This window comes from Streptococcus mitis, assembly GCF_013305725.1.
Classification (GTDB): domain Bacteria; phylum Bacillota; class Bacilli; order Lactobacillales; family Streptococcaceae; genus Streptococcus; species Streptococcus mitis_BO.
Window position 1 is genome coordinate 635,020 of the sequence record NZ_CP047883.1, and the last position, 24,506, is coordinate 659,525.

Annotated in this window: 21 protein-coding genes; all 21 read left to right on the forward strand. The window is 39.3% G+C overall.

The annotated features are described in order from the left end of the window. Window positions 1-8: 8 nt before the first annotated feature. Window positions 9-1,343 (forward strand): UDP-N-acetylmuramate--L-alanine ligase, encoded by a 1,335-nt coding sequence (gene murC, locus M594_RS03180; protein WP_173875942.1) that lies wholly within the window; start codon window positions 9-11, stop codon window positions 1,341-1,343. A 9-nt stretch (window positions 1,344-1,352) separates the two neighbouring features. Further along, window positions 1,353-1,820 (forward strand): GNAT family N-acetyltransferase, encoded by a 468-nt coding sequence (locus M594_RS03185; RefSeq protein ID WP_173875943.1) that lies wholly within the window; start codon window positions 1,353-1,355, stop codon window positions 1,818-1,820. Next, a complete protein-coding gene (locus M594_RS03190; RefSeq protein WP_173875944.1) occupies window positions 1,817-2,311 on the forward strand; it encodes a GNAT family N-acetyltransferase in 495 nt (164 codons plus the stop codon). Before M594_RS03185 ends, M594_RS03190 begins: the two co-directional genes overlap by 4 nt. Window positions 2,312-2,390: 79 nt before the next feature. After that, window positions 2,391-4,094 carry an endolytic transglycosylase MltG gene (mltG, locus tag M594_RS03195; protein ID WP_173875945.1) on the forward strand — a complete coding sequence of 568 codons (1,704 nt, stop codon included), beginning with the start codon at window positions 2,391-2,393 and terminating at the stop codon, window positions 4,092-4,094. 58 nt (window positions 4,095-4,152) lie between these two features. Further along, complete coding sequence (greA, locus tag M594_RS03200; RefSeq protein ID WP_000818750.1) at window positions 4,153-4,635, forward strand: transcription elongation factor GreA; 483 nt, start codon at window positions 4,153-4,155, stop codon at window positions 4,633-4,635. 73 nt (window positions 4,636-4,708) lie between these two features. Further along, on the forward strand, window positions 4,709-6,073 hold the full coding sequence (locus M594_RS03205) for an amino acid permease (RefSeq protein WP_173875946.1): 1,365 nt from the start codon (window positions 4,709-4,711) through the stop codon (window positions 6,071-6,073). A gap of 100 nt (window positions 6,074-6,173) precedes the next feature. Beyond that, window positions 6,174-6,584 (forward strand): GNAT family N-acetyltransferase, encoded by a 411-nt coding sequence (locus tag M594_RS03210; RefSeq protein WP_173875947.1) that lies wholly within the window; start codon window positions 6,174-6,176, stop codon window positions 6,582-6,584. A gap of 382 nt (window positions 6,585-6,966) precedes the next feature. Continuing rightward, window positions 6,967-7,812, forward strand: a complete 846-nt coding sequence (locus M594_RS03215) for an ABC transporter ATP-binding protein (protein WP_080977898.1) — start codon at window positions 6,967-6,969, stop codon at window positions 7,810-7,812. Between the two features lie 15 nt (window positions 7,813-7,827). Continuing rightward, window positions 7,828-8,556 carry an ABC transporter permease gene (locus tag M594_RS03220; RefSeq protein ID WP_049543346.1) on the forward strand — a complete coding sequence of 243 codons (729 nt, stop codon included), beginning with the start codon at window positions 7,828-7,830 and terminating at the stop codon, window positions 8,554-8,556. 383 nt (window positions 8,557-8,939) lie between these two features. Continuing rightward, the gene (locus M594_RS03225; protein WP_173875948.1) at window positions 8,940-9,149 is read left to right on the forward strand and encodes a helix-turn-helix transcriptional regulator; all 210 of its coding nucleotides are present in this window, start codon (window positions 8,940-8,942) and stop codon (window positions 9,147-9,149) included. Beyond that, the gene (locus tag M594_RS03230) at window positions 9,139-9,627 is read left to right on the forward strand and encodes a DUF6773 family protein (RefSeq protein WP_125455083.1); all 489 of its coding nucleotides are present in this window, start codon (window positions 9,139-9,141) and stop codon (window positions 9,625-9,627) included. Before M594_RS03225 ends, M594_RS03230 begins: the two co-directional genes overlap by 11 nt. 115 nt (window positions 9,628-9,742) lie before the next feature. Continuing rightward, the gene (locus tag M594_RS03235) at window positions 9,743-11,203 is read left to right on the forward strand and encodes a nicotinate phosphoribosyltransferase (RefSeq protein WP_173875949.1); all 1,461 of its coding nucleotides are present in this window, start codon (window positions 9,743-9,745) and stop codon (window positions 11,201-11,203) included. Continuing rightward, window positions 11,200-12,024: an ammonia-dependent NAD(+) synthetase gene (nadE, locus tag M594_RS03240; RefSeq protein WP_173875950.1), complete on the forward strand. Its 825-nt coding sequence runs from the start codon at window positions 11,200-11,202 to the stop codon at window positions 12,022-12,024. The genes M594_RS03235 and nadE overlap by 4 nt, the downstream gene beginning before the upstream one ends. Before the next feature lie 207 nt (window positions 12,025-12,231). Then, window positions 12,232-12,780 carry a GNAT family N-acetyltransferase gene (locus tag M594_RS03245; RefSeq protein ID WP_173875951.1) on the forward strand — a complete coding sequence of 183 codons (549 nt, stop codon included), beginning with the start codon at window positions 12,232-12,234 and terminating at the stop codon, window positions 12,778-12,780. A 165-nt stretch (window positions 12,781-12,945) separates the two neighbouring features. After that, window positions 12,946-13,656: a thiol-disulfide oxidoreductase-associated membrane protein CcdA2 gene (gene ccdA2, locus M594_RS03250; protein ID WP_173875952.1), complete on the forward strand. Its 711-nt coding sequence runs from the start codon at window positions 12,946-12,948 to the stop codon at window positions 13,654-13,656. 13 nt (window positions 13,657-13,669) lie between these two features. Beyond that, a complete protein-coding gene (locus M594_RS03255; RefSeq protein WP_000759264.1) occupies window positions 13,670-14,233 on the forward strand; it encodes a redoxin family protein in 564 nt (187 codons plus the stop codon). A 9-nt stretch (window positions 14,234-14,242) separates the two neighbouring features. Then, complete coding sequence (gene msrB / locus M594_RS03260; RefSeq protein WP_173875953.1) at window positions 14,243-15,355, forward strand: peptide-methionine (R)-S-oxide reductase MsrB; 1,113 nt, start codon at window positions 14,243-14,245, stop codon at window positions 15,353-15,355. A 70-nt stretch (window positions 15,356-15,425) separates the two neighbouring features. Continuing rightward, window positions 15,426-16,163, forward strand: a complete 738-nt coding sequence (locus M594_RS03265) for a response regulator transcription factor (protein WP_173875954.1) — start codon at window positions 15,426-15,428, stop codon at window positions 16,161-16,163. Continuing rightward, window positions 16,160-17,851, forward strand: a complete 1,692-nt coding sequence (locus M594_RS03270; protein WP_173875955.1) for a cache domain-containing sensor histidine kinase — start codon at window positions 16,160-16,162, stop codon at window positions 17,849-17,851. Before M594_RS03265 ends, M594_RS03270 begins: the two co-directional genes overlap by 4 nt. A gap of 114 nt (window positions 17,852-17,965) precedes the next feature. After that, window positions 17,966-18,529 carry a TIGR01440 family protein gene (locus tag M594_RS03275; RefSeq protein ID WP_173875956.1) on the forward strand — a complete coding sequence of 188 codons (564 nt, stop codon included), beginning with the start codon at window positions 17,966-17,968 and terminating at the stop codon, window positions 18,527-18,529. Between the two features lie 2 nt (window positions 18,530-18,531). After that, entirely contained in the window at window positions 18,532-24,456 is a 5,925-nt protein-coding gene (locus M594_RS03280) for a ZmpA/ZmpB/ZmpC family metallo-endopeptidase (RefSeq protein ID WP_173875957.1), read from the forward strand. Window positions 24,457-24,506: the final 50 nt, after the last annotated feature.

Consider the following 24,506-nt stretch of genomic DNA (forward strand, 5'->3'; position numbering starts at 1 on the left):
GAGAAAACATGTCAAAGACATATCATTTTATCGGAATTAAGGGATCAGGTATGAGTGCCTTGGCCTTGATGTTGCACCAAATGGGGCATAAGGTACAGGGTTCAGATGTTGAAAAGTACTACTTTACTCAACGTGGTCTTGAGCAGGCAGGAATTACCATTCTTCCTTTTGATGAAAAGAATCTAGACGGTGATATGGAAATTATCGCTGGAAATGCCTTTCGTCCAGATAACAATGTCGAAATTGCCTATGCAGACCAAAATGGTATCAGCTACAAACGTTACCATGAGTTCCTAGGTAGCTTTATGCGTGACTTTGTCAGCATGGGAGTTGCTGGAGCGCACGGAAAAACTTCAACAACAGGTATGTTGTCTCATGTCTTGTCTCATATCACAGATACTAGCTTCTTGATTGGAGACGGGACAGGTCGTGGTTCAGCCAATGCCAAATATTTTGTCTTCGAATCTGACGAATATGAGCGTCACTTCATGCCTTACCACCCAGAATACTCTATTATCACTAACATCGACTTTGACCATCCAGACTATTTCACAAGTCTAGAGGATGTATTCAATGCCTTTAACGACTATGCTAAACAAATTACCAAAGGTTTGTTTATCTACGGAGAAGATGCAGAATTACGTAAGATTACGTCTGATGCTCCGATTTATTACTATGGTTTTGAAGCAGAAGGGAATGACTTTGTAGTTAGTGATCTTCTTCGTTCAACAACTGGTTCAACATTCACAGTTCACTTCCGTGGACAAGAGTTGGGTCAATTCCACATTCCAACCTTTGGTCGTCACAATATCATGAATGCGACAGCTGTTATTGGTCTTCTTTACACAGCAGGATTTGATTTGAACTTGGTGCGTGAACACCTGAAAACATTTGCCGGTGTTAAGCGTCGTTTCACTGAGAAAATTGTCAATGACACAGTTATTATCGATGACTTTGCCCACCATCCAACAGAAATTATTGCGACCTTGGATGCGGCTCGTCAGAAATACCCAAGCAAGGAAATTGTAGCAGTCTTCCAACCGCATACCTTTACAAGAACCATTGCCTTGTTGGACGACTTTGCCCACGCTTTGAATCAAGCGGATGCTGTTTACCTAGCGCAAATTTATGGATCTGCTCGTGAAGTAGACCATGGTGATGTTAAGGTAGAAGACCTAGCCAATAAAATCAACAAGAAACACCAAGTGATCACTGTTGAAAATGTTTCTCCACTCCTAGACCATGATAATGCTGTCTATGTCTTTATGGGAGCAGGAGACATCCAAACCTATGAATACTCATTTGAGCGACTCTTATCTAACTTGACAAGCAATGTTCAATAGGACGTTCTCATGGAAATTCCAATTAAGATCATTCAGGCAAGTAAGTCTGATTTGGCTGAGATAGAGGCACTTCAGGCTTCATCTTTTCCAGCTGAAAAGCAGCAACCTTCCCATATTTTAGAAGAAAGTATCCGTAAGTGTGCGGATACCTTTCTTCTAGCTAGGGATGAAAATCAGCTTCTGGGCTATGTTCTAGGTGGTCCTTACCCACACAATCCGCAATGTCTAGAAATACATTCTTTAGTCATTGATACTGACCATCAGAGACAGGGCTTGGGAACGCTTCTTCTTGCGGCATTGAAAGATGTGGCAGTTGAGCTGGATTACAAAGCTATTCGTTTGAAGAGTCCTGATGAGTTGCTTTCCTATTTTGAAATGAACGGTTTTATTGATGAAGAAGAGACAGATTCGCTTTATGCAGCTAGTCAAGGTTTTAGTATGATTTGGTTTAATCTCTTTTATCTGGAGGTGCAATGAAAATTAGGAAAGCAAGATTAGAAGATTTGGATCGTATCGTTGAGATTGAACTAGAAAATTTCTCGGTTGAAGAAGCCATTCCTCGCTCTATTTTTGAGGCGCATTTTCGAGAGATTCGGACCTCTTTTCTGGTTGCAGAAAAAGAAGGCAGAATCATGGGGTATATAGAAGGGCCAGTTGGGCCACACCGCCATCTGCAAGATCAGTCTTTTACAGAAGAGATAGAAGATTATAGTCATGAGCCTGGTGGTTATATCTCTGTGACCTGTCTTTCTATTGCCGAGGAGGCACAGGGCCTTGGACTTGGTCAAAAATTACTAACAGCCTTGAAAGAACTGGCTCTTGAACACGAAAGAGAAGGCATTAATCTAACCTGTCATGACTATCTCATCGCCTACTATGAAAAACAAGGATTTGTTAATGAAGGCCTGTCCCAGTCAACCTTTGCAGGGGAAACATGGTATGATATGATTTGGGAAGCTAAAAAATAAGCTAGAAAAGCATGCTAGGTTGCTTTTCTTTCGTTTTTAAGATATAATATTATCGACTGTCAACAAGGAGGTAAATCTTTTGAGTGAAAATCCAAAAGAAGAAAAATTAAGCTTTAAAGAGCAGATTTTACGTGATTTAGAGAGAGTAAAAAAACAAGATAGAAGTGAGCAAGAAAACGAGATTACAAGTTTTGAAACTCCTTCGTCTCCAGAAAATTCAGTAGTTCCTTCAATTCAGGACAACGAACCTTCAGCAGAAGAGTTGATGGCTAATTCTCTCTCTGTTGTGGATCAAATATTAAAGAACGCTCCTAGTGTTCCGTCACGTTCAAATGATATTTCGGATGAAATTGCAGCAAATGAAGAAGTTGCAGAATCTAAAATTGAAGCGGCTGCTGAGCCTGTAGTTGAACCTGTAGAACCTATTTTTGAGCCAGTTCAACCGAAAGTAGAACCTGTAAAGCTTAACGAAGACAAAGAATTTAACGAGATTCCAACAAAGGTTGCGGTGTCGTATAAAACAAGTAAACAGCAGAAAGAAGTTAGTACTCCTGCAGTGGATAATGAGCTATCTGAGTCAGCTGAATTAACAGACAGCCTAGCTAGTGCTCCGAGACGTAGTCGTCGCGAAGCTACAAAATCAACTGCTAAGAAGAAGCCAAAAGGGAAAGGATGTCTTGTTGGCTTCCTGTTATTCTTGGTAGTTGTTGCTCTTGGTGGCTATTTTGGCTATGTCTATATCCAAGATTCATTTAAACCTGTAGATGCAAACTCTAAGGAATATGTAACGGTTCAAATCCCAGAAGGCTCCAATGTCCAAGAAATTGGGAATGCTTTGGAAAAATCTGGTTTGGTCAAACATGGAATTATCTTCAGCTTGTATGCTAAGTACAAAAATTACTCTGATTTCAAATCAGGATACTATAATTTGATGAAGAGTATGAGTACGGATGATTTGATTAAAGAATTGCAAAAAGGTGGTACACCTGAACCTCAGGCCCCATCTCTTGCGAACTTGACAATTCCAGAAGGTTATACGATTGATCAAATCGCACAAGCAGTGGGACAACTTGAAGGTAATTTTAAAGAAGCTCTTACGGCAGATGCCTTCTTGACAAAAGTTCAAGATGAAACCTTTATTGCTCAAGAGGTAGCTAAGTATCCAAACTTGCTTGGAAGTTTGCCAACAAAAGAGTCTGGTGTTCGTTATCGTTTGGAGGGATATCTTTTCCCAGCAACATACTCTATCAAGGAAAGCACAACTATTGAAAGTTTGATTGATGAGATGCTGTCTGCTATGGATAAGGCCTTATCAAACCATTATAGTGCGATTAAAGAAAAGAATTTGACGGTTAATGAACTATTGACGATTGCATCCCTTGTAGAAAAAGAGGGTGCTCAGACAGAAGATCGCAAAAAAATTGCTGGTGTCTTCTATAACCGTTTGAATCTTGGTATGCCACTTCAAAGCAATATTGCGATTTTATATGCTCAAGGAAAACTTGGTCAGAAAATTAGTTTAGCAGATGATGCTGGAATTGATACAAATATTGATTCACCTTTTAACGTCTATACTCGTTTAGGTCTTATGCCTGGGCCAGTTGATAGTCCAAGTCTTGATGCTATTGAAGCAAGTGTTAACCAAACAAAGAGTGAATATTTGTACTTTGTAGCCAATGTTGAAGATGGAAAAGTTTACTTTGCAACAACTAAAGATGAACATGATCAAAATGTTGCACAGCATATCAACAGCAAATTATCCCAATCAAGTAGTGCAAACTAAAATTATGTGGTTCGCCACATAATTTTGCTTTAAAAGTTAAATAAGAAAGTTGAGAAAAATGGCAGAAAAAACATATCCTATGACCCTAGCGGAAAAGGAAAAACTTGAAAAAGAATTAGAAGAATTGAAATTGGTCCGCCGACCAGAAGTGGTAGAACGCATTAAGATTGCCCGTTCATACGGTGACCTTTCTGAAAACAGTGAATATGAAGCAGCTAAGGATGAACAAGCCTTTGTCGAAGGACAAATCTCTAGCTTGGAAACAAAAATTCGCTATGCTGAAATCGTCAATAGCGACTCAGTTGCTCAAGACGAAGTAGCGATTGGTAAAACAGTCACTATCCAAGAAATTGGTGAGGACGAAGAAGAAGTTTATATTATCGTAGGTTCAGCGGGTGCGGATGCCTTTGCAGGTAAAGTTTCAAATGAAAGCCCAATTGGACAAGCCTTGATTGGCAAGAAAACAGGTGACACAGCAACTATTGAAACACCTGTTGGTAGCTATGATGTAAAAATTTTGAAGGTTGAAAAAACAGCCTAAAAACAAAAAAGGAGTGGGGGGGCAATGCGCTTCACTCACTCCTTTTTCCATTTTAAATTGAATTGGAGACGATATGAGTTCAAAGAAGAAAAAAAATAAGATGGAACGTGGTCTGACCAATCGTCACGTGCAGGTTATGGCCATTGCGGGAACAATTGGAACAGGACTCTTTTTGGGAGCGGGTCGATCTATCAGCCTAACAGGTCCTTCTATTGTACTAATTTATATGATTACGGGGGCCTTCATGTTCCTCATGATGCGTGCGGTTGGGGAAATGCTCTACCAAGATCCTGAGCAACATACCTTTATCAACTTTATCACGCGTCATTTAGGTAAGGGCTGGGGTTATTTCTCAGTTTGGTCTTACTGGTTATCCGTTGTCTTTATCGGTATGGCGGAAATCACTGCGATCTCTCACTATGTTCAGTTCTGGTTCCCTAGCTGGCCAAGTTGGATGATTGAGATTGGATTTTTGACCATTCTAGCCTTGGTCAATCTGATCGCGGTGAAGCTCTTTGGGGAAGTTGAGTTTTGGTTCGCTATGGTCAAGATTGTGGCTATTTTAGCCATGATTGCAACAGGAGTCTTTATGGTCTTGACAGGCTTTAAGACACCTCATGGAGTAGCAAGTTTGGCTAATATTGCCGACAATTTCTCCCTTTTCCCAAATGGTGGAGTGAACTTTGTCATGGCCTTCCAGATGGTTTTCTTTGCCTACCTCATGATTGAGTTTATCGGGGTAACGACTTCAGAAACAAAAAATCCACGCCAGGTCTTGCCAAAAGCCGTTAAGGAAATTCCTTTGCGTATCGCTTTTTTCTACGGTGGTGCCCTCTTAGCCATCATGGCTATCATTCCATGGCGTGAGCTTGCATCGGCTGATTCACCTTTTGTTACAGTATTTGAATTGGCAGGTATCAAGTGGGCAGCAGCCTTGATTAACTTCGTCGTTTTGACCTCAGCAGCATCTGCTCTTAACTCAACCCTTTATTCAACAGGTCGTCACTTGTATCAGATTGCTCATGATTCACCAAATCGCTTCCTAAAGGCTATTAAAGCAGATACTCTTTCTCGCCATAATGTACCACAAAATGCCATCATCGCTTCAGCAATCTTGATTGCCCTAGCAGCCTTTATCAACATCTTGCCAGGTGTGTCGGATGCCTTTGCCTTGATTACGGCATCATCATCAGGTGTCTATATCGCCATTTATATCTTGATTATGGTGGCTCACCTTAAATACCGCAAGTCACAGGACTTTATGGCGGACGGCTATCTCATGCCCCATTATCGTTTCCTAAATCCCTTAACCATGCTCTTCTTTGCCTTTGTCTTTGTAACTCTCTTTTTACAAGAGTCTACATTTGTCGGAGCAATCGGTTCAGCTATCTGGATTATCGGTTTTGGGATTTACAGCCAGTGGAAATTTAGAAAATAGATTTGAAACTCATCAACTCAGGTTGGTGAGTTTTTGCTAGTTTGACAGTCTATTGAAATAAGACTATAATCAAGCTGTAACAGTATTTAAGGAGGTTTAGATGTACTTTAGATTGGAAAATAAAGAATCCCATAAATCACAAGAAATAGGGAATCTGATTCGTGTTTATAACCGTTCAAAAAGAGAAGAATCTGAAAGTGAGTCACTTAATCTTTATGTCGAAGATGAAAAGGGCAATCTCCTGGCAGGTTTGATAGCAGAGACTTTTGGAAATTGGTTGGAAATCGAATATTTGTTTGTAAAAGAGGAACTGAGAGGGCAAGGAATCGGTTCAAAATTATTGCAGCAAGCAGAAACTGAAGCAAAGAATCGAAACTGTCGTTTTGCTTTTGTTAATACTTACCAGTTTCAAGCTCCAGATTTTTATAAAATGCATGGCTACAAGGAAGTTTTTACCTTACAAGACTATCCCTACACAGGAAAAAGATTTTATTACCAAAAAGATTTGTAAGGAGAATATGAAATCATAAAGTAAAGAGGGGGCTTGACATAAGTATGGAGGTGGACTAATGGATATGAGTAACTATCGATAAGTAGCAGTTATAATCTACAAATTGTGTCTTTCTAGACGATATTGAGGACAATACAGTCGTAGCTAAGACATTAGATGTGAAATCCTACGATGCTGTAGATGTTTTGAGAAAATTGAATAAGCAGAAAACTCTCTATCATTTAGGTGGTAGAGAGTTTTTTGTTAATAAAATTTTACAAAATGACATTTATATATTGCATTAAGTTAGATATATGATATAATGTTGTTAAAAAGAGGCGCAACTTTTTAAAATTAATGAGAATCAAAGAGAAAACCAAGAATGTTAATGGAGGAATAAAAAATGGAAGTTATAAATGTAAGTAAGCATTATGCTCATTCAATCATTCTCAAAGATATAAATTTTGCACTTAATAAGGGTGAAATTGTTGGTCTAGTAGGGAGAAACGGAGTTGGCAAGAGTACATTGATGAAAATTCTTGTTCAGAATAATCAACCGACTTCAGGGAATATTATAAGTAGTGATAATGTTGGGTATTTAATCGAAGAACCAAAATTATTTTTATCTAAAACAGGTTTAGAGAATTTAAAATATTTGTCAAATTTATATGGTGTTGACTACAATAAAGAAAGATTTGGAAGTTTGATCCAAGAGTTAGATTTGACTCAGTCTATTAATAAAAAAGTAAAGACCTATTCTTTAGGTACAAAACAAAAATTAGCTTTGCTTCTAACTCTCGTTACGGAACCTGATATATTGATTTTAGATGAACCGACTAATGGTTTAGATATTGAATCATCACAAATAGTTTTAGCAGTTCTAAAAAACTTAGCTTTACATGAAAATGTGGGAATTTTAATATCGAGTCATAAATTAGAAGATATTGAAGAAATTTGTGAGAGGGTCCTTTTCTTGGAGAACGGGCTTTTGACATTCCAAAAAGTAGGAAAAGATAGACATAATTGCTTGTTTGAGATAGCTTTTTCATCAGCTACAGATAAAGACATTTTCCTTACCAAACAAGAATTTGGGGATATTGTTCAGGAAGAGGGACTGAAAATTACTATGTCTGGGAATATTCAAAGTAGTGAGCTTTTTAAATTTTTTAACGAAAACTCTATTAAAGTAGTTGATTTTGAAACTAAAAAAGAGACGCTTAAAGATATTTATCTAAATCGTTCAAAATAAAGGAAGGTTATAATCATGAAATTAAATAAATTGAATTTTCTTAAGGAAAATATAAGAGATTTATATTCATCAGGCGTAATATATCTCGGATTGATTATCTCGTTTATACCGCCGATACTGGTTACATTCTTTATTCTAAAGACTCAAGGGACATCACTTGGTATTAAGCATATTTCAAATTTTTATGCTATGCTCGGTATGTTAATGGCTGTTATACATGCTAACCGAATTATTAGCAGGGATTTTTCTAACAATACGATCAGTTTATTTTATAATCAAAAGAAAAATCGGATGATTTACGTCTTGTCTAATTTTCTATATGCCATCTCAGTTTCTATTATTTATGCTTTGAATGGCATTGTGCTACTAGTCATCGTATGTAAATTGGGTGTTCCAGGTGATTTAGGATTAGATTTTATAGTAGCTATTGTAGTCAATACAATTTTGTTAGTCCTATTTTATTTTCTATTATCTTACATTTTCTATTTATACAAATTGAAAAGTGGCTTGATATTTGGTATTTTAGTTGCTTTACTACTCTTTATCCCTAATATATTAAATACGATTATGATGAATACTAGTAATGATTTGTTTATCAAAGCAATTGAACTTCTTCCTTTTTATTCTTTACCTGTATTTGTGGCTTCAAATACGATGTCTATTAGTCAGTATCTTGTGGTAATCACTACAATCATTTTATTGTACTTTTTCACTCTCAAGAAAAGCAAGAAGTATTCATTTTAGTTTCGTTTAGTATTATTTTGCATACTTAAAACCAGCAAAAAATCAGTCATCTTGGTATGCTCCTTCTCTTGCTGTTCACCACGTTTTTGACTTATACTAGACTCATTTCCAAAAGCATTATATAATAGTAATATGAAACCAACTAAACTAAACAAGAAGTACAAGCAATAAAAACTCGTTTAAAAGATTCTACTAAAGCTAATACTAAACAAAAATAAAAGAGTAAACTAGGAAGTTTATTTCAAACAATCCAACATACTGATTTTAGGTTGAAGATAATATTGGAGTGCTAATTAATGAGGTTATAATAAATAGCTGACAGCTTGTGTTAGTTTTGGATTTTTTAAGAGTAGATGAGTATTAAAACTATAAGGAGGACGCAGGTGGCTAAAAATTTAAAATTAAAATTAGCTCGTGTAGAGCTTGATTTAACACAAGGTCAACTGGCAGAGGCTGTTGGTGTGACGCGCCAGACTATTGGTTTGATAGAGGCGGGGAAATACAATCCCAGTCTCTCACTCTGCCAGTCGATTTGCAGATGTTTAGGGAAAACCCTAGACCAACTATTTTGGGAGGAAGAAGATGGTAACTAAATTCATTCATTATCAATTACTTGACGAAAGAGAAGAACAACTAATCAATAAAGCTGGGGCGGAATCCTTTACCCTCTTCATTGGACTGGTGCTTCTAAGCTATTTGGTGGCTGTATTGGCTCCATCTCTTTTTAATCCGAATTTTCTAGTCTATACTCTGATAGTAGGAATTCTCTTCTTTTTCAATCGTGCTCGTTATCTGGGAGTGACCTATTATAGTCGTTTTCATTTTACGATTTTGGGTTGTTTTTTCCTAACCTTGGCGATTACAACTCTCTTGATGTTGCAGAATTATCAATTCAATATAGACATTTATCAGCACAATCCTTTGAATCCTAAATACCTGTCCGCTTGGGCTATTACTTATGTCATTTACCTTCCTTGGGTCTTTATTGGCAATCTCGGTTTGAAGAGTTATGGAGAATGGGCTCAGAAAAAGTTTGAACAAGACATGGATGAACTGGAGAGTGGAGAATAGCTTGTTACTTTTTTCTCAATCCAAATAAAATGTGATATAATAGTACTAATTTATTGGAATACATGAAAGTTTTTGAAAATTTTTATGGGTTTCTAGTTAAGGAAGTAGGAAAAGTATGTATCCAGATGATAGTTTGACATTGCACACGGACTTGTACCAGATTAACATGATGCAGGTTTACTTTGACCAAGAAATTCACAATAAAAAGGCGGTTTTTGAGGTTTATTTCCGCCAACAGCCTTTTAAGAACGGCTATGCAATTTTTGCAGGTTTGGAAAGAATTGTGAGTTATCTTGAAGACCTGCGTTTTTCAGATAGTGATATTGCCTATTTGGAATCACTAGGCTATCATGGGGCATTCTTGGACTATCTCCGCAATTTCAAGTTGGAGTTGACTGTTCGTTCTGCCCAAGAAGGGGACTTGGTCTTTGCAAATGAACCGATTGTACAGGTGGAAGGCCCTCTAGCCCAATGTCAGTTGGTTGAAACAGCTCTTTTGAACATCGTCAACTACCAGACCTTGGTGGCGACTAAGGCAGCTCGTATTCGCTCGGTTATTGAAGATGAACCCTTGATGGAGTTTGGGACACGTCGGGCTCAAGAAATGGATGCAGCTATCTGGGGAACACGCGCAGCGGTGATTGGTGGCGCCAATGGAACTAGCAACGTGCGTGCTGGTAAACTCTTTGACATTCCTGTCTTGGGGACCCATGCCCATGCCTTGGTGCAGGTTTATGGCAATGACTATGAAGCCTTCAAGGCTTACGCTGCGACCCACAAAAATTGTGTCTTTCTTGTGGATACCTATGATACTCTTCGCATTGGGGTACCCGCTGCCATTCAGGTGGCGCGTGAGCTGGGTGACCAGATTAACTTTATGGGTGTGCGGATTGATTCTGGGGATATTGCCTACATTTCCAAGAAAGTCCGTCAGCAACTGGACGAGGCTGGATTTACAGAGGCTAAGATTTATGCTTCAAATGACCTAGATGAAAATACCATCCTCAACCTCAAGATGCAAAAGGCCAAGATTGATGTCTGGGGTGTGGGAACTAAGCTGATTACAGCCTATGACCAGCCAGCTCTTGGGGCTGTTTACAAGATTGTTGCGATTGAAGATGAAAATGGGAACATGCGCAATACCATCAAATTGTCAAACAATGCGGAAAAAGTATCAACACCTGGTAAGAAGCAGGTGTGGCGCATTACCAGTCGTGAAAAAGGCAAGTCAGAAGGCGACTACATCACATATGACGGTGTGGATGTGAGCGACATGACAGAAATCAAGATGTTCCATCCGACTTATACCTACATCAAGAAGACCGTTCGTAATTTTGATGCCGTTCCTCTCTTGGTGGATATCTTCAAAGACGGAAAATTGATTTACAACCTGCCTAGCTTGACTGAGATTCAGGATTATGCTCGTAAGGAATTTGACAAGCTTTGGGATGAATACAAGCGTGTGCTCAATCCGCAGCATTATCCAGTGGATTTGGCGCGTGATGTATGGCAGGATAAGATGGACTTGATTGACAAAATGCGCAAGGAAGCCCTTGGTGAAGGAGAAGAAGAATGAGTTTGCAAGAAACGATTATCCAAGAACTTGGCGTGAAACCAGTCATTGATGCCCAGGGAGAAATCCGTCGTTCTATTGATTTCTTAAAAAGATACCTGAAAAAACATCCCTTTCTAAAAACCTTTGTACTAGGGATTTCTGGGGGACAAGACTCAACCTTAGCAGGTCGATTGGCCCAATTAGCTATGGAAGAACTGCGAGCAGAGACTGGTGACGATAGTTACAAATTTATTGCTGTCCGCCTGCCTTATGGAGTGCAAGCTGATGAAGCCGATGCTCAAAAAGCCCTTGCCTTCATCCAGCCAGATGTCAGTTTGGTAGTTAATATCAAGGAATCAGTAGATGCTATGACAGCTGCAGTTGAAGCGACAGGTAGTCCTGTTTCAGACTTTAACAAAGGCAATATCAAGGCACGTTGCCGTATGATTGCTCAGTATGCCCTTGCTGGTGCTCATAGCGGAGCGGTCATTGGAACAGACCACGCTGCGGAAAATATCACAGGTTTCTTTACCAAGTTTGGTGACGGTGGTGCAGATATTCTCCCTCTTTACCGCCTTAATAAACGTCAAGGAAAGCAATTATTGATGGCATTAGGAGCGGATCCAGCCCTTTATGAAAAAATCCCAACAGCAGACCTCGAAGAAGACAAACCAGGTCTAGCTGACGAAGTAGCCCTCGGGGTCACTTATGAAGAGATTGACGACTACCTAGAAGGCAAAACAATCAGCCCAGAAGCCCAAGCAACTATCGAAAACTGGTGGCACAAAGGCCAACACAAACGCCACCTACCCATCACCGTATTTGATGATTTTTGGGAGTAAAAACCTCCAGTGGAGGTTTTTACCCCGAGCGTGGAAACAGGTAAGCGAGGAAGGTCCGGGGGACCTTTTTAGCTTCTTGCCCTGAAATTAAAAAGCAAGAAAAACCTCCAGTGGAGGTTTTTAGCCCGAGTCTAAAAATAGGAAAACGAGGAAGGTCTGGGGGACCTTTTTACCCTGAGCCTAGAAATGAGAAAGCGAGGTAACATTATGAAAGCAATCGGTACGCAAAAGTTACAGACAGAACGTTTGATTTTGAGAAGATTTGTGGAGAGTGATGCGGAAGCCATGTTTCAAAATTGGGCTTCATCTGCTGAGAATCTGACCTATGTCACCTGGGATCCTCATCCTGATGTTGAGGTGACTCGGAACTCGATTCGAAATTGGGTTGCATCCTATACTAATCCCAACTATTACAAATGGGCCATTTGTCTCAAAGAAAATCCTGAGCAAGTGATAGGAGATATCAGTATCATTGAAATGCACGAGGAAGATTTAAGTTGTGAAATTGGGTATGTTTTAGGAAAAAACTTTTGGGGCCGAGGTATGATGACGGAGGCCTTGAAAGCTGTGCTAGACTTCTGTTTTACTCAAGCAGGTTTTCAAAAGGTCAGAGCACGATATGCCAGTCTCAACCCAGCTTCAGGTCGTGTCATGGAGAAGGCTGGAATGTCCTATCTAAAAACCATTACTAATGGTGTTGAGAGAAAAGGCTACCTTGCGGACCTTATTTATTATCAGATAAGTAGGGAAGAGTAGTGAATTTTCTTTTCTGTTTCTATCAGAGTCAGACCTTGTCTGGCTTTTTTTGTACCATTTTTACATAACCTGATTAAATTCCTATTTTTCCCTATCATTATCCCTGTTTTTTCTGGAGTTTTGGGGCTATAATAGTCCTATCAAATCAAAGAATGGAGGAAGGCAATGGATAATATTATCTTTTTTATCAGTGTTTTTCTTGCTGGAATTCTTTCCTTCTTTTCTCCTTGTATCTTACCCTTGTTACCGGTCTATGCAGGGGTCTTGTTGGATGATAAAGATGGTGCTCAGGTTTCTAGTGGCAAATTTTCAATCTCAATTGTTAGTTTATTGAGAACTCTAGCTTTCATAGCGGGGATCTCCTTTATCTTTATCTTACTGGGTTATGGAGCTGGCTTTTTAGGAGACCTTTTGTATGCTTCTTGGTTTCAGTATGTGACGGGTGCCGTTATCATTCTCTTGGGCTTACACCAGATGGAAGTCTTACATTTTCAGGGACTCTACAAGGAAAGAAGGCTACAATTAAAGAGAGAAGGGCAAAAGAGTAACGGCTATAGTCAGGCATTTTTACTGGGATTGACCTTTAGTTTTGCTTGGACGCCATGTGTGGGACCGGTTCTGGGCTCTGTTTTAGCCTTGGCTGCTTCAGGTGGTTCAGGTGCTTGGCAGGGAGCTGGTCTCATGTTAATCTATACGCTGGGTCTAGCGCTACCATTTTTGGTTCTAGCTCTTGCCTCCAGCTATGTTTTGAAACATTTCCGAAAACTCCATCCTTATCTAGGAACCCTCAAAAAAGTGGGTGGTTTCCTCATTATCGTGATGGGAATCTTGGTGCTTTTGGGAAATGCTTCTATTTTGACAAGTTTATTTGAATAGAGAGGAAGAAGAAATGAAAAAATGGCAAACATGTCTCCTTGGAGTCGGATCAATCTGTTGCTTGGCAGCTTGTTCGGCTAAAAATATGTCAGATGAATCTACTATGAAGGAGCAAACAAAAACAGAACAAGTCAGTTCGCAAACTGCCACCAAGGGTCAGGCGGTTGCTGATTTTGAATTGACAGGAGTAGATGGCAAGACCTACCGCTTGTCTGATTACAAGGGCAAGAAAGTCTATCTCAAATTCTGGGCTTCTTGGTGTTCCATCTGTCTGGCCAGTCTTCCAGATACGGATGAAATCGCTAAGGATGCTGGTGATGACTATGTAGTTTTGACAGTGGTCTCTCCTGGACACAAGGGGGAACAAGCTGAAGCAGACTTTAAGAATTGGTACAAGGGTTTGGATTATAAAAATTTCCCAGTTCTAATTGACCCATCAGGCAAACTTTTAGAAAGTTATGGTGTTCGTTCTTACCCAACTCAAGCCTTTATAGACAAGGAAGGCAAGCTGGTCAAAACGCAACCAGGTTTTATGGATAAGGATATGATTTTAAAAACATTGAAAGAAATGGGGTAGCGAAAGGTCATGAATGATAAAGTAAAATTGTTTGTCTTGGCAGGAATTTTTGTTCTAGCTATAAGTGGTTTCTATTTTCTATTGATGCGAAATGCAGGGCAGACAGATAGCTCGCAAATTGAGAAAGCATCAGTTAGCCAAGGAGGAAAAACAGTGAAAAAAACAGAAGTTAGCAAAGACGCAGACTTGCACGAAATTTATCTGGCTGGAGGTTGTTTCTGGGGAGTGGAGGAATATTTCTCACGCGTTCCCGGTGTGACAGATGCCGTATCAGGTTATGCGAATGGTAGAGGGGAAACAACCAAGTACGAATTGATTAACCAAACAGGTCATGCGGAGACTGTCCATGTTACTTATGATGCCAAGCAAATTTCCCTCAAGGAAATCTTGCTTCATTACTTCCGAATTATCAATCCAACCAGCAAAAATAAACAAGGAAATGATGTGGGTACCCAGTATCGTACCGGTGTTTATTATACAGATGATAAGGATTTAGAGGTGATTAACCAAGTCTTTGATGAGGTGGCTAAGAAATACGACCAACCTCTAGCAGTTGAAAAGGAGAGTCTGCAGAATTTTGTAGTGGCTGAGGATTACCACCAAGACTATCTCAAGAAAAATCCAAATGGCTACTGCCATATCAATGTCAATCAGGCGGCCTACCCCGTCATTGATGCCAGCAAATATCCAAAACCAAGTGATGATGAATTGAAAAAGACCCTGTCACCTGAGGAGTATGCAGTCACCCAGAAAAATCAAACAGAACGAGCTTTCTCAAACCGTTACTGGGATAAATTTGAATCTGGTATATATGTGGATGTAGCAACTGGCGAACCCCTCTTTTCATCAAAGGATAAGTTTGAGTCTGGTTGTGGCTGGCCTAGTTTTACCCAACCAATCAGTCCAGATGTTGCTACCTACAAAGAAGATAAGTCTTACAATATGACACGCATGGAAGTTCGGAGCCGAGTTGGAGATTCTCACCTTGGCCATGTCTTTACGGATGGACCACAGGACAAGGGTGGCTTGCGCTACTGTATTAATAGTCTCTCTATCCGCTTTATTCCCAAAGATCAAATGGAAGAAAAAGGTTATGCTTATTTACTAGATTATGTTGATTAAGAGGGCTTTCCTAAGCAGTTAGAGGAGAATTTTGCTATACTGATACTAGTAAGTGACAAAGGAGAGAAGCATGACCTATACAATCTTAATCGTAGAAGATGAATATCTGGTAAGACAAGGCTTGACCAAGCTGGTCAATGTAGCAGCCTACGATATGGAAATCATCGGTCAGGCTGAAAATGGAAGGCAGGCTTGGGAATTGATTCAAAAGCAGGTGCCAGATATCATTTTAACCGATATCAACATGCCTCAGCTAAATGGCATCCAGTTAGCGAGTCTGGTCCGAGAAACCTACCCTCAGGTTCATTTGGTCTTTTTGACTGGCTACGATGATTTTGATTATGCCTTGTCTGCTGTCAAACTCGGTGTAGATGACTACCTACTCAAGCCCTTTTCTCGTCAGGATATTGAGGAAATGTTGGGGAAAATTAAGCAAAAGTTGGACAAGGAAGAAAAAGAAGAGCAGTTACAAGATTTATTAACCGATAAGTTTGAAGGAAACATGGCCCAGAAAATCCAGTCTCATCTAGCTGATAGTCAATTTAGTTTAAAGAGCTTGGCCAGTGTCTTGGGCTTTAGTCCGACTTATCTGAGTTCTTTGATTAAGAAAGAGTTGGGCCTGCCTTTTCAGGATTATCTGGTGAGAGAACGTGTCAAACAAGCCAAGCTCTTGCTTTTAACTACAGATCTGAAGATTTATGAGATAGCAGAGAAGGTTGGTTTTGAAGATATGAACTATTTCACCCAACGTTTTAAACAGATTGCAGGTGTGACACCTCGTCAGTTTAAGAAGGGGGAAGGTCGATGAAGCGTTCTTCTCTCCTAGTCAGAATGGTTATTTCTATCTTTCTGGTCTTTCTCATTCTCCTAGCTCTGGTTGGGACTTTCTACTATCAATCTAGTTCTTCAGCCATTGAGGCTAGCATTGAGGGCAATAGTCAAACGACTATCAGTCAGACTAGCCACTTTATCCAGTCTTATATCAAAAAATTAGAAACCACCTCGACCAGTTTGACCCAGCAGACGGATGTCCTAGCCTATGCTGAGAATCCCAGTCAAGACAAGGTCAAGGGAATCCGAGATCTATTTTTGACTATCTTAAAGGCAGACCAGGACTTGAAAGCTGTTGTGCTGGTAACCAAGTCTGGTCAGCTCATTTCTACAGATGACAGTGTGCAGATGAAAACTTCTTCTGATATGATGGCTGAGGATTGGTACCAAAAGGCCATTCATCAGGGAGCCATGCCAGTTTTGACACCAGCTCGTAAATCAGATAGCCAGTGGGTCATTTCTGTCACTCAGGAACTTGTTGATGCAAAGGGAGCTAATCTGGGTGTGCTTCGTTTGGATATTTCTTATGAAACTCTGGAAGCCTATCTAAATCAACTTCAGTTGGGTCAGCAGGGCTTTGCCTTTATTATCAATGAAAACCATGAATTTGTTTATCATCCTCAACACACAGTTTATAGTTCGTCTAGCGAAATGGAGGCCATGAAACCCTATATTGAGACAGGGCAGGGCTATACTCCAGATCACCAATCCTACGTCAGTCAAGAAAAGATTGCTGGAACTGATTGGACGGTGCTTGGTGTGTCTTCGTTGGAGAAGTTAGACCAGGTTCGGAGTCAACTCATGTGGACCTTGCTTGGAGCCAGTGTCACCTCTCTTCTTGCCTGTCTCTGTTTGGTGTGGCTTAGTCTTAAACGCTGGATTGCTCCTCTGAATGACTTGAGAGAAACCATGCTGGAGATTGCTTCTGGTAATCAGAATCTTCGTGCCAAGGAAACTGGTGCCCATGAACTGAGAGAAGTGACTCGTCAGTTCAATGCCATGTTGGATCAGATTGATCAGCTGATGGCGGATATTCGCAGGCAGGAAGAAACGACCCGTCAGTACCAACTTCAAGCCCTATCGAGCCAGATTAATCCGCATTTCCTTTATAATACCTTGGACACCATCATTTGGATGGCTGAATTTCAGGATAGTCAGCGCGTGGTTCAGGTGACCAAGTCTTTGGCAACCTATTTCCGCTTGGCGCTCAATCAAGGTAAGGACTGGATTTGTCTGTCTGACGAAATCAATCATGTCCGCCAGTATCTCTTTATCCAGAAACAACGCTATGGAGATAAGCTGGAATACGAAATTAATGAAAATCCTGCCTTTGATCAGCTAGTCTTGCCCAAGCTAGTGCTACAACCTCTAGTAGAAAATGCTCTTTACCATGGCATTAAGGAAAAGGAAGGCCAGGGACATATTAGAGTTTCTGTTCAGAAACAGGATTCGGGATTGGTCATCCGCATTGAGGATGATGGGGTTGGTTTCCAAGACGCTAGCGATAGTAGTCAAAGTCAACTCAAACGTGGGGGAGTTGGTCTTCAAAACGTTGACCAGCGGCTCAAACTTCATTTTGGAGAATATTACCAGATGAAGATAGATTCTGTCCCCTCAAAAGGGACGACAGTTGAAATATACATAAATAGAATAGAAACTAGTTAACTCCCAGTCAATTCTGGGAGTTTTATGCGTAATTGGGCAAGCTTTCTAGGTTGTCTATCTTGCTAAAACGTAGAAAAAACGATATGATAGATAATGACAAAAGAGGTATCAAGTATGAAGGAAAAAGACATTCAAAGAGAAACAAGCCAGATTGTAAAAGATGTATTAGAAAAGGCCAATTTGAAGCAAGGATCTATCTTTGTTTTGGGCCTTTCTTCTAGTGAAGTGATAGGTGGTCAGATTGGCAAGGAATCCAGCCAAGAAATTGGGGAAATCATTGTGAAGACCATCCTAGATATCCTAGAAGAAAATGGAATTCATCTAGCTGTTCAAGGTTGTGAACATATCAATCGGGCCCTTGTGGTTGAACGTCAGGTGGCAGAGCAGTTTGGTCTGGAAATCGTCAGTGTCCTTCCTACCCTTCATGCAGGAGGTTCAGGTCAGTTGGCAGCCTTCAAGTTTATGCAAGATCCAGTTGAGGTTGAATTTATCAAGGCTCATGCTGGATTGGATATCGGAGACACTGCAATTGGCATGCATGTCAAGCATGTTCAGGTTCCGATTCGCCCTCTTTTGAGAGAAATTGGGCATGCCCATGTAACGGCCCTTGCTAGCCGTCCAAAATTAATTGGAGGTGCGCGTGCGCATTATCCACAAGATTCTATCAGAAAGTCGTGAGAATGAAAAAAACAAAACAACAACTAGAAAAAATTACCAAATATTCCATTCGTAAGCTAACTGTTGGGGTAGGTCCTGTAGCCATTGGGGCCTTCCTTTTTGGTGCCAGTACCCTTTCAGTAGATAAGGTGCACGCCAATGAAGTCGGTGGTGCTCATAGTGTTCATTACCGTTATTTGGCGGAGCAGGAATTGACCGAGTCTGAAAAAGCTCTGATTCATCATGAGGTTCCAACAGAGTTTCAAGATGAAGATATTATTTATGTAGTTTATCGCAAGAAGGCGACTACCAGTCAACAACTTCCTTACACAGGAAGTAAGGAAGTCGCTCTAGCAGGTCTTGGCTTGGCAACAGCCTCGCTAGCGGTTCTATTAGTTTCAAAGAAACACCGCAGTAAAGTACTAGGGGTTCTGTTAATCAGCTCTATTGGAGTCAGCAATTTTGTACCTTTTACTGCCTTTGCATTTGAAAATAAAGAGTTACTTTCTTATAACCAAACTATTTCAGCCTCTACACATGAAGGCTTGGCTAAAGGAGTTATTCATATTGAAGGATATGAGTATGTTGGTTACTTTAGAGAATCAAAATCGACTATCAATACAAGCAGTAAAAAAGGCGAATCTTTAGTTCAAGAATCGCAAGCAGCATATACTGGAAAGGTTGAGGCTAAAGGCACTCAAGAGACTGGTAAAGAGGGCGAGTCTTTAGTTCAAGAACCACAGGAAGCATATACTGGAAAGGTTGAGGCTAAAGGTACTCAAGAACCAGGTAAAGAGGGCGAGTCTTTAGTTCAAGAACCGCAAGCAGCATATACTGGAAAAATTGAAGCTAAAGGCACTCAAGAAACTGGTAAAGAAGGAGAGTCTTTAGTTCAAGAACCGCAAACAGCATATTCAGGCAAAATCGAGGCTAAAGGCACTCAAGAACCTGGTAAAGAGGGCGAGTCTTTAGTTCAAGAATCGCAAGCAGCATATACTGGAAAAATTGAAGCCAAAGGCACTCAAGAACCTGGTAAAGAGGACGAATCCTTAGTTCAAGAACCACAAGTAGCATATTCAGGAAAAATTGAAGCCAAAGGCACTCAAGAGACTGGTAAAGAGGGCGAATCCTTAGTTCAAGAACCGCAAGCAGCATATACAGGAAAGGTTGAGGCTAAAGGCACTCAAGAAACTGGTAAAGAAGGAGAGTCTTTAGTTCAAGAACCGCAAGCAGCATATACTGGAAAGGTTGAGGCTAAAGGCACTCAAGAGACTGGTAAAGAGGGCGAATCCTTAGTTCAAGAACCGCAAGCAGCATATACAGGAAAGGTTGAGGCTAAAGGCACTCAAGAAACTGGTAAAGAAGGCGAATCTTTAGTTCAAGAAAAGTTACCTGAATATAAAGTAACTGAGGGAGCGGTTACGAAAGAAACTACTACTGAGATTGACTATAAGACAGAAATTATCGATGATCCAACCAAATATACGGATGAAGAAATTGTAGTTCAAGATGGAGAAAAGGGTAGTAAAATTACCAAAACGACTTATAAGACTCTCGAAGGTGTTGAGACTGACGAAGTTTTAAATACAACAACTACTGTCATCAAAGAACCAGTCACTAAAAAAATAAGTCGTGGTACAAAACCAATTGAAGGAACTCTGGTAGAAGAAAGTCTTGAAAAGATTCCATTTAAGGAAGTTATTAAAGAAGATGACCAACTGAAAAAAGGTGAAAGAGTTACTGTCCAAGAAGGAAAAGATGGGCAGAAAAAAGTTACCAAGACTTACAGAACTATCAAAGGTTTAAAAACTGAAGAAGCACCGAAAATTGTGGAACAGGTTCTGGAGTTAGACCAAGATCGTATCGTCAAATTAGGAACTAAAAACTTTGAAAAACCAATCTTAAGTTTGTCACTTGTCGATGTTCAAGATTTGAAACGATCATCTCAAATTCGTTATAATTTGGAAAATCCAAGTAAGGCAGCCATTAAATCAATCACCTTAACTCTGAAAAAAGGTGATGAGATTGTGAAAACATTGAATGTTTCACCAGAAGATCTAACAGCTTCTTTGACAGACTTACAGTACTACAAAGATTATAAACTTGAGACGAAGATGGTTTATGACCGTGGTGAGGGTGATGAGGAAGAAGTTCTGAAAGAAGAACCGCTAAGAATCGACCTCAAAAAAGTTGAAATCAAAAATATCAAAGAAACAAGCTTGATAAGTGTGGACGCTGATGGTAACGAAACAGACACTAGTTTGCTGACAGAAAAACCAGCTGATGTTGCTCCACTCTACCTAAGAGTTACAACTCACGACAACAAAGTTACAAGACTGGCTGTTGACAAGATTGAAGAAGTAGAAAAAGACGGAAAAACGTTATTTAAAGTTACTGCAACAGCTCCTGATTTAGTTCAGCACACAGATGCTTTTAAATTGGCAAACGAGTATGTCCATTACTTTGAAAAACAAAAAGCACACGATGGTGATGTATATTATAGCTTTAACGACCTAGTAACGGCTATGAAAGCTAATCCAAGTGGTACCTTTAAACTTGGTGCAGATTTGAATGCAGCAAATGTACCAACTCTGAATAAACAATATGTACCTGGTAAATTTAGCGGAACTTTAACAAGTGTCGATGGAAAACAATATACAATTCACAATATGGCTCGTCAGTTATTTGATAATGTTGAAGGCGCTACAATTAATAACATTAACTTAGGTAATGTTAATATTAATATGCCTTGGATTGAAAATATTTCAGCACTATCAAGAGTAGCTAAAAACGCTACGGTTGAAAATGTCAAGGTAACTGGTAGCATCCTTGGTAAAGATGGTATTGCAGGTATTGTAAACAAAGTGGACGTTGGTGGTTTATTACAAAATGTTGCCTTTGTTGGTAAACTTACTGGTGTCGGCGATAAAGGCTGGGATATGGGTGGTATTTCTGGAGAAGTTTGGAAAGGGAATATTAAAAAAGCCTATGTTGATGCTGATATTGTAGCCAATAAAGCTCGTATTGGTGGTCTTGTTGCTAGAACAGATAATGGTTACGATGGAAATGGGGTTAATAAATACGCATTTACTAGTCAATCTGTCGTTAAAGGAACTATTAAGGTGAAAACTCCTGTTGAAGTTGGTGGTTTCATTAGTAAAAACTATCCATGGGGTAGAGTTCTTGATACTGTTACAATGATGAAAGTTGAAAATGGCGAAGAATTCTATGGTTCTAAAGACCTTGTTGATGAAGATGGATACTTTACAAATAATTGGATTGATAGAAACTATGTTGTTACAGGTGTGAGTGAAGGGAAACGTTCATTCAAATATTCTCGTAGTAAACGAATCCAAGAAATCAGCTTAGAAGAAGCCAACAAGAAAATAGAGTCATTCGGAATTACAGCAGATAAATTCGAAATTGCTCCACTTGTGGAAGATAAACTAAACCAAGTAAAACCAAAATCTGACACTTACAAGGATACTCAAGATTATGATGTATCTCGTGAGCTTGCTTACCGTAATATTGAAAAGCTTCAACCGTTCTACAACAAAGAATGGATTGTAAATCAAGGTAATAAGATTCCTGCAGATTCTAAATTATTAACTACTGAAGTATTATCTGTTACAGGTATGAAAGATGGACAATTTGTGACCGACTTATCAGATGCTGATCATATTATGATTCATTACGCTGATAAGACGAAAGAAATTAAAGCTATTACACAAAAAGAATCTAAGGTTCAACAAGTTCGTGAATATAGTATTGAAGGATTAGGTGATATTGTCTATACACCAAATATGGTTGTTAAAGATAGGACACAGTTAATCAGCGATATCAAAGCTAAATTAGCTTCTGTTGAACTTGATTCAGATGAAGTTCGTAAGATTAATAACAATCCTAAGATGTTATACATGGAAGAAAGCTTCAAAGAAGTAAAAGATAATCTTGATGCTTTAGTTAAAGCTTTAGTTGAAAATGAAGACCACCAATTAAATACGGACGAAGCAGCTAAACGTGCATTGATTAAAAAAGTTGAAGATAACAAAGCTAAAATCATGTTAGCTCTGGCTTATTTAAACCAATACTATGGAATTAAATTTGACGGATTAAATATCAAAAATATGATGACCTTCAAACCGGATTTCTACGGTAAGAACGTTAACGTACTTGATAGATTAATCAGCTTCGCTTCAAATGGTAACAACCTAAAAGGTGATCAATCACACGATGCATTTAACAGAGCTCTTGCAAGTGCTACTGGTAAAGCTAACTTACACGAATTTCTGAAGTACAACATGGAATTATTCACTAGTGAAACAGATATGAATACTTGGTTCAAGAACAACATTGCAGATAACGCTTATGTTGTTGAGAAACAATCATCAAATCCTGATTTTGCGAATAAGAAACATAAATTGTATGAAGTAATTAATAATGGACATCACGGACGTTATATTCTACCACTTCTGAACCTGAAGAAAGCGCATATGATCTTAATTACGACATATAATACCATTGCCTTTAGTTCATTTGAGAAATACGGTAAGAACACAGCAGAAGAACGTGAAGCATTCAAGAAGCAAGTTGATTTACGTGCGCAAGAACAAATCAATTATTTAGACTTCTGGTCAAGACTTGCTGCAGATAATGTACGAAATAATCTTCTTAAGAGTGAAAATATGGTTCCATCTGCAATTTGGGATAACCATGATGTACCAGGTTTGGGATGGGTTGACCGTATGGGACATACGAAGAAAGGTGATTTTGCTCCAATTCGTGAATTCTATGGTCCGACTGATAAATGGCATGGATACAATGGAATGGGTGCATACGCTTATATCTTCCAAAATCCACAACCACAAGAGGCGGTATATTACATCATCTCTAGTATGATTAGTGATTTTGGTACATCTGCATTCACTCACGAAACAACTCACATCAATGACCGTATGGCCTACTTAGGAACATGGCGTCACCGTGAAGGAACAGACGTTGAAGCCTTCGCTCAAGGTATGTTACAATCACCATCAGTTTCAAATCCAAATGGTGAATATGGTGCCTTAGGATTGAACATGGCTTACGAACGTCAAAATGATGGAAATCAAATTTACAACTATAATCCAAATGTGTTAAATAGTCGTGAAAAAATCGATCACTACATGAAGAATTACAATGAATCCATGATGATGCTTGATTACTTAGAAGCTGAGTCTGTCATCAAGAAAAATACTGGAACAAATGATAAGTGGTTCAAGAAAATCGATAAGAAATATCGTGAAAAAGCGGATCGCAATGGCTTAGTTGGTGAACCACACCAATGGGATTTAGTTCGTGATTTGAATGATGACGAAAAGAATACGAAGCTGACAAGTATTGATCAACTGGTTGATGGAAACTTTGCAACGAAACATGGATTACCAGGAAATGGTCATTACCGTACTGAAGGATTTGATTCTGCTTATACTGTAGTAAATATGATGACAGGTATTTATGGTGGTAATACAAGTAAGAGTGCGGTTGGTTCAATCTCATTCAAACATAATACCTTCCGTATGTGGGGTTACTTCGGATATCTAGACGGATTCTTAGGTTATGCATCAAACAAATACAAACAAGAATCTAAAGCAGCTGGAAATAAAGGTCTTGGTGATGACTTTATTATTAATAAAGTTTCTAACGGCAAATTCAAAAGCTTAGAAGCATGGAAGAAAGCATGGTATCATGAAGTACACGAAAAAGCCCAAAGAGGTTTTGTTGAAATTGAAATCGATGGTCAAAAGATTTCAACTTACGCACAACTTCAGACCTTATTTGATGCAGCAGTCGAAAAAGACCTTCAAGGTAATGATTTCAAGAATACTGTAGATCTTAAATGGAAGGTTTACAAACAACTCTTACAGAAATCAGATGGATTTGCTGGTGATTTATTCACTAAAGCATAATCAATAGTAAGAAAATAATAAAAAGGTAGATCAGCTTTGTCTGAATCTGC